The sequence below is a fragment of the Peribacillus cavernae genome (assembly GCF_003989135.1).
GTDB lineage: Bacteria > Bacillota > Bacilli > Bacillales > DSM-1321 > Peribacillus > Peribacillus cavernae.
Genome location: NZ_RYZZ01000004.1, coordinates 80583 through 92664 on the forward strand (window position 1 = coordinate 80583; position 12082 = coordinate 92664).

General features: G+C 38.4%; 10 protein-coding genes and 2 pseudogenes. 8 read left to right on the forward strand and 4 right to left on the reverse strand.

The window, feature by feature from the left end; genetic code table 11:
* Window positions 1–10 precede the first annotated feature (10 nt).
* Window positions 11–1148 (reverse strand): annotated as a pseudogene (locus tag ELQ35_RS03185) (IS3 family transposase).
* 82 nt (window positions 1149–1230) lie between these two features.
* Complete coding sequence (locus tag ELQ35_RS03190; protein ID WP_126863387.1) at window positions 1231–2202, reverse strand: helix-turn-helix transcriptional regulator; 972 nt, start codon at window positions 2200–2202, stop codon at window positions 1231–1233.
* 353 nt (window positions 2203–2555) lie between these two features.
* Here ELQ35_RS03190 and ELQ35_RS03195 point away from each other — a divergent pair, with 353 nt between their 5' ends.
* Window positions 2556–3125 carry a dihydrofolate reductase family protein gene (locus ELQ35_RS03195; protein ID WP_126863388.1) on the forward strand — a complete coding sequence of 190 codons (570 nt, stop codon included), beginning with the start codon at window positions 2556–2558 and terminating at the stop codon, window positions 3123–3125.
* 256 nt (window positions 3126–3381) lie between these two features.
* On the opposite strand, the gene ELQ35_RS03200 is transcribed toward ELQ35_RS03195, so the two are convergent.
* Both ELQ35_RS03200 and ELQ35_RS03205 read right to left on the reverse strand, forming a co-directional pair.
* Window positions 3382–4212 (reverse strand): SDR family oxidoreductase, encoded by an 831-nt coding sequence (locus ELQ35_RS03200; protein ID WP_126863389.1) that lies wholly within the window; start codon window positions 4210–4212, stop codon window positions 3382–3384.
* Window positions 4213–4294: 82 nt separating this feature from the next.
* The gene (locus ELQ35_RS03205; protein WP_126863390.1) at window positions 4295–4654 is read right to left on the reverse strand and encodes a MerR family transcriptional regulator; all 360 of its coding nucleotides are present in this window, start codon (window positions 4652–4654) and stop codon (window positions 4295–4297) included.
* Between the two features lie 834 nt (window positions 4655–5488).
* Here ELQ35_RS03205 and ELQ35_RS03210 point away from each other — a divergent pair.
* From ELQ35_RS03210 to ELQ35_RS03230, 7 genes and pseudogenes are all read left to right on the forward strand, one after another.
* On the forward strand, window positions 5489–5878 hold the full coding sequence (locus ELQ35_RS03210; RefSeq protein ID WP_126863391.1) for a BlaI/MecI/CopY family transcriptional regulator: 390 nt from the start codon (window positions 5489–5491) through the stop codon (window positions 5876–5878).
* Window positions 5878–7674: a BlaR1 family beta-lactam sensor/signal transducer gene (locus ELQ35_RS03215; protein WP_126863392.1), complete on the forward strand. Its 1797-nt coding sequence runs from the start codon at window positions 5878–5880 to the stop codon at window positions 7672–7674. The genes ELQ35_RS03210 and ELQ35_RS03215 overlap by 1 nt, the downstream gene beginning before the upstream one ends.
* Before the next feature lie 292 nt (window positions 7675–7966).
* Window positions 7967–8191: a hypothetical protein gene (locus ELQ35_RS22965; RefSeq protein WP_246025952.1), complete on the forward strand. Its 225-nt coding sequence runs from the start codon at window positions 7967–7969 to the stop codon at window positions 8189–8191.
* Window positions 8192–8253: 62 nt separating this feature from the next.
* Complete coding sequence (locus tag ELQ35_RS23385; protein ID WP_281278096.1) at window positions 8254–9255, forward strand: penicillin-binding transpeptidase domain-containing protein; 1002 nt, start codon at window positions 8254–8256, stop codon at window positions 9253–9255.
* 14 nt (window positions 9256–9269) lie between these two features.
* On the forward strand, window positions 9270–9851 hold the full coding sequence (locus ELQ35_RS23390; protein ID WP_281278097.1) for a penicillin-binding transpeptidase domain-containing protein: 582 nt from the start codon (window positions 9270–9272) through the stop codon (window positions 9849–9851).
* Window positions 9852–10232: 381 nt separating this feature from the next.
* The gene (gene bla, locus ELQ35_RS03225) at window positions 10233–11138 is read left to right on the forward strand and encodes a class A beta-lactamase (protein WP_370873501.1); all 906 of its coding nucleotides are present in this window, start codon (window positions 10233–10235) and stop codon (window positions 11136–11138) included.
* A gap of 446 nt (window positions 11139–11584) precedes the next feature.
* Window positions 11585–12082, forward strand: a pseudogene (locus ELQ35_RS03230) (pentapeptide repeat-containing protein); the annotation flags it as partial.

A 12082-nucleotide genomic window follows, 5' to 3' on the forward strand; every position in this document is an offset into this window, starting at 1 on the left:
TAACTCCGTGTTATTCACATGTAGATAACAGTTCGGCTTCCGGGTTATACACAACAGCCGGTGTATAGTTTTGTAAAGACTGATGAGGCAAGTAGTGATTGTGCAGTTAGATATAATGTTCCACACCTTGCCTGGTTTCCCGTGGGCTATTGTAGTCATTGATATAAATTTCATTATACTTTAGGCTGCGCCAGAAACGTTCTATGACGATGTTGTCCTTTGCCATCCATACTGATGCGTGTTTCGTTCTCCTTAAGCAAATCTGTGTATTGTGGACTAGTGAAGTGGCTCCCTTGATCACTGTTGATAATGGCTGGTTTATGTTTGGCCAACGCCCTTCTCATCGTTTCCAATGCGAACTCGATTTCAAGACTTTGACCAGCTGCCAATCCACAATGTAGCGAGAATACCAATCCATGACCGCGTAGAGGTACATCCAGCCTTGCTTCATTCGGATATACGTGATATCTACACTCCATACCTGGTCGGGCTGAGTAATGTTTAGTCCTCGAAGCAGGTAGGGGTAAATCTGATGCTGGAGATCCCTTTTGCTTAGATTTGGACCAGGATAGATAGCCATAATACCCATCTCTCGCATGTAGCGTCTTACTGTATTTTCGTGAATAAAATCCCCTTCTCGATTCATAATGGCTGCTATCTTTCGATAGCCTAGAAAGGAATGCTTCGTGTAAAGCTCATCAATCCGGTGCTTGAGGCGAATTTCCTCCGGAGATGGAGGGACCGGCTTATAGTACAGGCTGGTGCGGTTTAGGCTAAGTAAATCCGCTTGTACGAGGATGGAATGTTCGGGGCAATCCCATTCAACAAGATCGATCCTTTCTTCACGAGAAAGGTTAGAGGCCAGATTTTTTTTTAAGCCACGACAATTGGGTGGTTAACTTACCAACCTCGGCGTAGAGTTCATTGATCTGTTGCTCGTATTCCTTTTTCATTTTTGTGATACCTTTACGATCGTCCACAAACAGCTGCGAAAAGTTTTGCACCGCCTCGGATTTCCACCGGTTGAGGACATTCGTATGGATTCCTTGCTCAGAAGTGAGCTGTGAAACTGACTTTTCTTCCTTCAGAATTTCCAGTACAATTCGTGCTTTTTCTTCTGGGTTAAACTTTCTTCGAGTGTTCGACATACAACTAAGAAACTCCTTTTTTATTGTCTAGTTTATATGCAGCATTATACTAAAATGTTTTTCTACTTTCAGGACATTTATTTTACATTTGATTCTCTTGATCATAAAAATCGATTACAGCCCTTGCCATATCATATATATCTTGCTTTAAGGTGTTAGGTCTTATGATTTTTATCTGATTCCCTAAGCCTAGAATATATTCTTTTGCTTCTTGTTCGGTGTCAAAACACAGCTTTATTGAGGTCCATCCATTTTCTATGGGAGATTCAATTTTTAATATTTGCACAAATCGTCCAGTAAACTTTATTCTATGAACGATAGAGGGAGATACTTCAACATCTACCTCATATCTTGGTAGGTTTTTAATAAATTCTTGTGTTGAGCTATTCCAATATTGGGCTAAATTAAAGTCATTTGGTCGAGTAAATGTTTCACTCATTAATAGAGCAGATTTGATTCTGGATGCTCGATAATTTCGAATTTGATCGTTTGATAATGCGATTAAATACCATGTGCTGCCTTTGGCAACCAATCCCAAAGGGTTAACAACTCGTTCAACACACTCCCCATCTGCCCGTTCATAATTCAATTGTAGTTTCCGATCTTCCCAAATTGCTTGTTGCAAAACTTTGAATGACTCCATTTTTTCAGTTGACTGCCTCCAAGCACTTGTATCAACATGGATTCGGTTCCATATGTCATCGGCATTTTTCTGGAAGGAGCTTGGAATCGAAGCAAGTATTTTCTGACGTGCTTCATGCCAATCTTTTGTTAATCCTAAGTCAGTAAGCAACTGGAATGACGGTGAAATAAGCAAAGACTTAATTTCATTGGCTTTCAAACCAGTTAGATTTGTTCGATATTGTTTTAGTAATCTCCACCCTCCTGCCTTACCGCGTTCAGCCACAACGGGAATACCTGCTGCACTCAATGCTTCCATATCACGATGAATGGTACGTTCAGTTACCTCTAATTCCTTAGCTAATTCTCTGGTTGTCAATTTTCTTTTATGTTGCAGCAGAAGTATAATGGAAATAAGCCTATCAGCGCGCATAACTACCCACCTAAATAATTATTTAAAAGATATTTAATTATGACAATAGATGTCATCATTAAGTATTATACTAGGTGTCTGTGTACGAATGGAACTTTCTTAATAAGTATTAGCGGACATACAAGTCTGATTTTTATGCTTACGATGTCAACCAATATTACTTAGGGGACATTATCACGCTAGGTGAATGGAGATGAAGTCAAAATTTCTCCTTGTATGTAGGGGTCCCGGCAGAAAAAATGGATGTTCACTATTACTTTTTCTCGTTTTTTATGTCCGCTAATGATTAACGTAATATTTGGTTACATTACTACACACAGGCCATATCTATTTGATTAAAGGGAGGAAGAATTATGTCCAAAAACGTAGGATCAAGAAGAATAATTTTAGATTTAGCTGTAACTTTAGATGGTTTTATTGAGGGAAAAAATGGGGAAGTTGATTGGTGTATCATGGACTCTGAGATGGGTTTTATTAATTTCTTAAATCAAATTGATACTATTTTATATGGTAGAAAAAGTTACGATGAATGGGGACAATATATCCCGAAAACGGAAGAACCTGATAGCGACAAGGAAATGTGGGATCTGGTTCATAGTAAAGAAAAATACGTGTTTTCCAAAACGCAAAAAGGGACAAATAATAAAGCAATATTCATAAATGATAATATTCTTGAAGAAGTTAATAAATTAAAGATTAAGCCGGGTAAAGACATCTGGCTATATGGTGGAGCAAGTCTTATAACAACTTTTATCAATTTAGGGATTGTGGATGAATTTAGATTATCTGTTCACCCTGTTATTTTGGGAGAAGGAAAACCGATGTTTATTGATATAAACCAGAGAATTAATTTAAAAATGGTTAAAACAAGAACGTTCTCCTCTGGCGTTGTGCAACTAATCTATCATTTGAATAGGATTTAATAATATTGCACATTCCGAAGATAAAATACATTAAATCATTAGGATATACCCGATAGTAATTTTCACTTCTTCCATAATAGGGCGCTTTTCCGAAGTAACGGTAAAAGTCCAATTTCTCAATTTTAATGCTGAGAAATTGGGCTTTTTAATATTGTAATTTCCTTAAAGTTGTAAATCTGCATTTTCCTGATGCTACCCCCTTATGGAGGTTTTTTGAGCGAATGGATGATGATAGTTTATTAAAACGTGCCGGTCATTAAAGTGTTATAGAAAACCTTTGAGCCATCTTATTGACAAATTCTTCATCACTTAATACCTTTTTTTCTTTCAGTAGAAACTTTTCAGCATCTTGACCGGCAGGGTATCTCAATTGGTTTGTGTTATCAGTGGCAGCCTTGTAGATTACTTTAGCAATGATATCAGGAGATGATAAGCTTTGAGGTTCTTTATACATATTTTCGTATCCTTCCCTGACTAGTTCTTCATAATGGTTGTATTCTTGTAAAGTCTTATCCTGTAGAAAGTCCATTGAACCTCTGGCGAATTCTGTAACCGTAGCACCAGGCTCAACCACCTTTACCCGAATGTTAAAAGGAGCCAATTCAAAAGTTAAAGCTTCGCTAAATCCGTTCACCGCAAATTTTGTGGCGTGATAAAGCGAATAAGAAGGAAATGTAATCCTTCCTCCTTGGGATGTAATATTTATTATAGTTCCACTCCTTCTTGCTCTAAAATGTGGTAGAACCTCCTTGATTACACGCATCATACCAAACACATTAACTTCAAACTGTCGATGAATCTGCTCTTCAGCAGCTGCCTCAAAAATGCCGAACGCACCATAACCAGCATTGTTTACTATAACATCTATATTGCCAAATCTTTTAATACCTTGGGCTATTGCATTTTCAATGGATTCTCTATTCTCAACGTCCAGCTTGGTTACTAAAATGTTTTCGTAATTAGTCAGTATGGTTTCCTTTTCGGGTGATCGCATGGTCGCTATTACATTCCATCCCTTATTCGCAAAAAATGTTGCTGCTGCTTTGCCTATACCTTTAGATGTGCCTGTAATTAATACTGTTTTCATCTTTTATATGTCCTCCTTAGTGTTAGAAATTTTAATTGATTTCTAGCATAATATTGAAAACGCATGTATAAGCCTAGGAATTTTACCCCAAGTTGTTAGAATAAAATTTAATCTTGTAATCAATCATTGACATTCTGTTTAGTAGTTGGTTAATTTGAGAATTAATTCTTTCTTTTTGTTCTTCAAGCAGTGTAATACGTTCTTTAGTTGTTTCTTGTCCTTGTATAGTGAGTTGTGCAAATTTTTTCATTTCATCGATGGTCATTCCTGTGTCTCGAAGACAACATGCAAACTTAAGCCATTCAATGTCCGCAGAGTCATAAATGCGTCTGCTGCTTTCATTTCTCTTAACTGGTGGAAGGATACCTTCCTTTTCATAAAATCGTAAAGTGTGAACAGACAAACCTGTTTCTTGGGCAACTTGACCAATTGTATAACTCAAACAAATCCCACCTTAATAAGTGATAATTGTAAATCTACTCATTTGAAAGGTATTGAGCCCATAACAAATCTTTTCTCTTTCTGGGATCCTTAGCCATAAAATCTTAACATTAGCTGTAGATGTGATAGCCTCCTCTCAATAATAATATTGCGTACAATGAATATCCTACAACCTAGAGTGTACTCTAGGTCAAGGGATAACATTTTCAATCTCCTAATTGATAATGAATATCTTAAACTATAGGGTTGTTTACTTCAAAAAAGTCTTCAACGGGAAGTTTGATCAAAATCCTGTATTAGTTTAAATAGGATTTTTCTTCTTTGCTCTTGTTGATGTTGACAACCCCCTGGCATGTTCCTCCATTAAAGGGCCATTTAATGGAATAACATACTGTAATGAAAACTGTTATAGGTAAAGAGATTGTGAGGGCTTTCACTTAAATGTAGTGTAGTGCTTTATTTAGTTCATAGGAAATAATGAAACTATTTTCATATATTGTTGAGTACTTTAATGGAAGTAACTACAGGCAATTTGTCACTTTACTTGGAGCCTCTGCGGGCACGATTACTAAGCCATGAAGCCAGACCGCATCAAGATCCTGGCTCAGCCAAAACAGGCTATCATGCCCGCCTCTCCAAATAAAGTGCACGTCTTTAAATGGGTGCACTATTAGTCTGTAAATTAAAAACTTATACATGAAAAGCTTTATAATAGCCATTTTTCTTTGATAAGCACTACAGAAACTAACGATAGGCTAAAGTCACGAATATTCTTTATGTATTTGAACCGTCATGCTATAATAAATACTACAATTGTAAAAGTAGGAGAGTTATCATGAAGGAGATTCCACAAATATCAGAAGCAGAATATGAAGTGATGAAGGTTATATGGAACTATGAGCCGATTTCGACTCCTGAGGTAGTGGAGAAATTATCGAATAAGAGTGATTGGAAGCCAAATACCATTCACACCATGTTGGCACGCCTTGTTAAGAAAAAGGCTTTGCATGCAAGAAAAGATGGGCGAGTGTTTATATATACTTCACTGGTTGAAAAGCACGATTATGTTGAGCAAAAAAGTAAATCCTTTCTGCAGCAGTTTTTCGGCGGTACGTTAAATTCAATGGTCTTAAATTTTATTGAAAATGATCAGCTATCGAACGAAGAAATATCGGAATTAAAGAAAATATTGTCCATGAGGGATAAGAAAGAAGGGGAGAAATAATGGATACCATTCTGCTGCGGATTTTAGTAAGTACAATCGTGGTATCCCTCCTTATTTTCATCATTCTGTTAATCAAAAAGCTATTAAACAATCATATGACAGTAAAAGCACATTATCATATTTGGTATTTTCTTTGCATTCCAATCCTTGCTGCCTTTTTACCTTGGAATTATTTTCGCCTTAAAGAAGGAACTGACTATTTTAAAAGCTTACTTTTTTTTCATAGAGAAGCGCCATTGAAGAGTGAAAGGATTAATGGCGTGGCTGCCTCTCAGGCGCCAAACAGCGATTTATTACATGATTTCACGATATCGGTAAACAAGTCAACGCCCGATTTCGTCTACCATACATTTTTTACAGTTTGGGTCATTGGAGTGGTTCTTTTTGTTGGAGCTGCTGTTTATTCAAACTATCAAATCTATCAAATCAAAAAGTCGGCTGTGGCTGTTCATAACCAAAAGGTAAACAAACTATTAGAAATGTGCAAAGAGATGGTTGGGGTGAAAAGAAACATAAAGTTGAGGGAGACCTCTCTTATTTCCTCGCCGATCACGTTCGGGATTTTTCAGCCCTTTATTTTTTTACCAAGCAAAACGACAGAAACGTTCTCGTTAAATGAATTAAAATACGTGTTATTGCACGAGCTGCACCATCATAAAAGCAAAGATCTGTTCGTGAATTACGTCATGTGGTTGTTTCAGATTATTTATTGGTTTAACCCGGTCGTCTGGTATGCTTTAAAAAGGATTCGAATGGATCGGGAATTGGCCTGTGATGCATCCGTTTTAAACCTCTTGGATGAGAGCGGATATATCGAATATGGGTATACCATCATTCGTTTTGCAGATAAAAAATATAATCGGCCCCTTGAACAGTTTGCTCCAGGTATAGGTGGGACAAAAAAACAAATCAAACAAAGAATCCAGTGCATTGCAAGTTACTCTAGAGATTCTCTATTTTTGAAATGGAAAAGCAAGGTCATCTGTGCTGTTTTAGGAATTGTTGTGCTATTCCTTGCTCCAATCACCACCGTTATTGCCACACCAAATGATGTGTATCAGTTTAGCGGGAAGAATGCAGTCTATGAAGATCTAAGCTCCTATTTTAAGGGCTCCAAGGGCAGCTTTGTTTTATATGATCCCTCTAAAAACCAATATCAAATATATAATCGAGAGATGAGTGAACAGAGGATTTCTCCTGATAGTACCTATAAAATATATTCTGCCTTATTTGCATTGGAATCTAAAGTGATTTCCCCGAATAGCAATAAACAGGTTTGGGACGGGAAAATTTATCCCTTTCCAGAATGGAATCAAAATCAAAATTTAACGACTGCTTTAAGCCGTTCCGTGAATTGGTATTTCCAGAATACCGATCGAGAGGTAGGGAGAAAGCCGCTGCAAGATTATTTTCACAAGATAAAATACGGGAATGAGGATCTTTCAGGGAATTTGGATAGTTACTGGATGGAATCTTCCCTAAAAATATCACCCATTGAACAAGTCCAATTATTATACCAATTAGAAGAAAATAAATGGGGTTTTAAAGCGGATAATATCAAAGCGGTAAAAAAGGCCATTTTAATAGACGTGCAAAAGAATGGGCGGTTGTATGGTAAAACGGGAACCGGTATGGTTAATGGGAAAAATGTAAATGGCTGGTTTATTGGCTTTGTCGATAAAGGTGATGATCGTTTTTATTTTGCCATTAATATTCAAAATAAGGATGGTCAAGCCCAGGGAAGTAAGGCAGCGGAGATAGCCAAGCAGATCCTGCATTATAAAAAGATATATTAATAATTAAATAAATCCCAGAAAGGATTACCCTTCCTTTTTGGGACTTTCTGGGATAAAATACTACAATTGTAGTATTTATAACTACCTTTTACACAAACATTCTAAAACGAAAAGGCTGATGTGTTTTGAAGCAGAAAAAGCAGAAAGAAAATATAGTAAAAAACCCAATCCGATGGAGATTGAATGGTCTCTTTTTTATGGTCTTTGTTTTTTTTCTATCCTGATTCTCCGCCTTGGCTTTATCCAAATTATTTAAGGGGAAGTCTAGGCGGCTCAGGCAAAGAAGACAGATGTGACGCCCATCAGCTATTCCGTTCCGCGTGGAAAAATATATGATACGAATAATAAGTTAGTAGTCTACAATATTCCAGAAAAGGCGATTATCTATACATCGCCGAAAAATCCGCAGCCGGGCGAATTGCTTGAACTGGCCAAAAAGTTAAATACCTTTCTGGTCATGACTGATAAAGAGATCAATAAAGTGACCGATAGGGATTTGAAAATATCTGGCTGTTAGTTCATAACAATGGCACGGATTTAATCACAAATAAGGAGGAGAAATTATACAAACAGGAAAAGCTGAATGACAAGGATTTATATAAATTAAAATTGAAACGCATTACAGAAAGCGATCTCCAGGCAATGGACAAAAACTTGGCGGCCATTTACCGGAATCTTTCGTCCGCCACCTCTTTAACCCCGACGATGATCAAAAATGAAAATGTAACAGATGAAGAATATGCGAAGGTCAATGAAAATCTGGAAAACCTGCCGGGTGTGGATGTCACTACCGATTGGAAGAGGGGCCACACCTACGGGGAAACGTTTTGGAATATGCTTGGGGAAGTAACGAGTGCAGATGAAGGCCTTCCGGCAGAAAAGGTAGATTACTATACGGCTAAAGGGTACAAACTGAATGACCGCGTCGGGAAAAGCTATATCGAAGAGCTTTATAACGGCGTGTTGCAAGCCCAAAAGGAAAAAGTGAAAATGGTGACAGATTCAAATGGAAATGTGGTGAATAAAGAGACTGTATCAGAAGGGAAGAGCGGCAAGGATATTGTTCTGACCATCGATATGGAGTTTCAAGCCCAAGTAGAAAAAATTATGCAGGAAGAGTTAGTCAGTGCAATCCAAAAGCCGCATACGGATACGCTTGACACTGCCTTTGTTGTGGCTATGGAACCGAAAACAGGCCGCATTCTTGCGATGTCAGGAAAAGTGTATAACAGGAAGACCCAGGAGTTTACCGATTTTACACCGGGAACCTTCACTTATGCCTTTGAACAGGGGTCCGTTGTAAAAGGGGCCACCGTATTAACCGGATACCAGACGGGTGTCAGGGATTTCGGGGAAATCGAGCTGGATGAAGTCATGCGATTTAAGGGGTCGGGAACCTTTTCCTCTTACCAAGTCATGAACAGAATTACCGATTTAGAGGCATTAGAACGTTCGTCTAACGTTTATATGTGGAAAACCGCGATTGAAATCATGGGCGGCAAGTATATCCCCAATGGCACATTGAATATCAATCCGAAAAAATTGAAACCATCCGCTATTATTTCAATCAATTTGGTTTAGGCATCCCGACCGGTATTGGTTTTGATAATGAAACGGCGGGAATTAAAGGAACCAATACAAGCACCTACTTTCAAATTGCCATCGGACAATTAGATACCTATACACCGATGCAAATTGCCCAGTATATTACAACGATTGCCAATGGTGGATACCGGATGAAGCCCCAATTGGTGAAGGAGATTCGTGAACCCAATAAGGATGGCAATGAACCAGGCAACGTAATCGACGAAATTGAACCAGTGGTGCTGAATCAGGTGGATATGAGTGAGGAGATGCTTAAGCGGGTTCAACAAGGTTTTTGGCTGGTTACCCATGGTTCCAAAGGAACAGCGAGAGGATATTTTAAAGACGAACCGTACAATGCCGCGGGTAAAACCGGGACCTCGGAATCTTATAAAAATGGGGTGAAGACTTGGAATCTTTCTTTTGCTGGTTATGCCCCATTCAATGATCCCGAGATTGCCATTGCAGTTATTGTGCCAAATGCCTACCGCGATGGTTATGCTCAACCGCACAGTGCAGCTAATATCATCAGTCAGCGGGTTTTTCGGGCATATTTTGACCATAATGAAAAAGGACAGCCAACTACAAAATGAGATTGACATCTTTTTATTACGAGTGTAGTATTATATGTGTAATCAAATATTACATATGTAGTACTATGCATAATTTAATATTACACATGTAATCAATATTGGTGAAAGGAGGAAATTCTCCCTCCGGTATTTCGGGGCAGCTTAAGGTTATGAAAAAGTGATATTGAATAGGATTAAATAAGCTGTAAGCGGGATAAATTTTTCGTTGTAAAAATAATGAAATTGAATCTGAAAGTAATACACAATTTTTAGAATCTGCTGTTTAATAGCCGATTGGTGTTAATCAAACATAATGATTAAACCCGCTTATTCTATTTTCAGGACATCTATTATTAATAGAAAGAGGTTAAGATTTTGAGGAAAACACATAATATTTTCAGTATGAATAATTTTATTTTTGCCCTGCTTGTGCTAGTGGTTGCAATTGTACCTCTCGCCGGCTGGTCTATGACCACCCATAACCCTTCTGACAAGCCCGGAAAGGCTGTCACGAAAACACCAGCATCCCATATACACCGTGAGTTTGTAGATCTTGAGAGCAAATTTGACGCCCGGCTCGGAGTCTACGCTATCGATACAGGTACAAATCGGATTGTCTCCTATCGGCCTAATGAGCGGTTCGCTTACGCATCTACTTACAAAGCTCTAGCCGCAGGTGCATTGCTGCAGCATTACTCAATTGATAAACTCGACGAGTTAGTCACATACAAAAGCGAGGACATCGTTTCGTATTCACCCGTAACACAGCTTCACGTAGATACCGGGATGACTCTTCGGGAAGTTATTGAGGCTGCTGTTCGATATAGCGACAACACCGCAGGGAACCTTTTGTTAGAGAAGCTGGGAGGCCCTGAGGGATTTGAATCTGCACTGAGGCAGATTGGCGATAACGTTACCCAAGTTGATCGCTACGAGACGGATTTGAACTCAGCTATTCCTGGAGATAAACGGGACACAAGCACACCAAAAGCACTTGCTACTAGCCTCCAGGCTTTTGCAGTCAGCGACTTGCTCCCTACTGAAAAACGTACGATCCTGACAGATTGGATGCGGGGAAATACCACTGGAGATGCATTGATCCGGACAGGTGCACCAACAGGCTGGGAAGTCGATGATAAGAGCGGGGCAGGAAGCTATGGAACACGGAATGACATTGCGATTGTTTGGCCGCCGAATAGAGCTCCCATTGTCATCGCAGTTCTATCCAGCCGCGATACACAGAATGCCACCTATGACAATACGCTAATCGCAGAAGCTGCAAAGGTCGCACTTAATGCTCTTAAGTGAACAGATAAGTAAATTTACTCATCACAATTCTCAATTGCATCAGTGAACAGGCTTATCATTCAGTCATCATATACAATCTTTAGAAAGATTAGATGTTCTGACTGATATTTTTTTATACAATAATAGGAATGGACAACATTTAGGCTACGGCTGTAAATAATTACTAGTGTAGATGTTTATTTGTGGATTTTCCTTTACGGCGATAATCCATCATTAGGCTGGGTTGGAGCTTATGCAGATATAAAATCCCATCGTGTAATTGGATTTGGGTACAGAGACTAAAATGATAAAGGACTTAATTGTTTCGTGAAAAATTAGTTCAACTTAGTGAAATTACTGAGGATTATTTTGCAGCTCTTTCGCATTTTCAATCTTCCACAATCGGGCCAGATTGTTTAGGAATCTTGTATAATAAACTCAAAAGTTTTTTAGATAGAGGGTAAAAAATGGATAATGAAACAGCCAAAAATATTAGAGAAAATCTAACGGCTGATTGTACGAAGCGCTTTGGACTTTGTTGCACAGCGCTTAATATTGTAGCATCAAGTGATTTTCCGATTAACAAACCGGCAGGTACTCCTTGTATGAATTTGCAGTCTGATTACAGTTGCCAAATTCATAGTCAGTTAAGGGATAAAGGTTTCAAAGGCTGTACAGTATTTGATTGTTTGGGTGCAGGACAAGTCGTTTCTCAAGTTACTTTTAACGGTCAGAGTTGGCGAGAAAACCCTGACATTGGGAAGGAAATGTTTCAAGTGTTTCCCATCATGGAGCAAATTCATGAAATAATTGCGTACGTGGCAGAAGCTCTGTCTTACGATATACCGAATGATTTAGCTGACAAGTTGGGAAAACAGTTAAAGGAATTGCAGGCTTTAACGAAGTTAGACGCAGATAATTTATTGTCACTTGATCTAGTGATGTACCGATTTTCTTCAAATGAG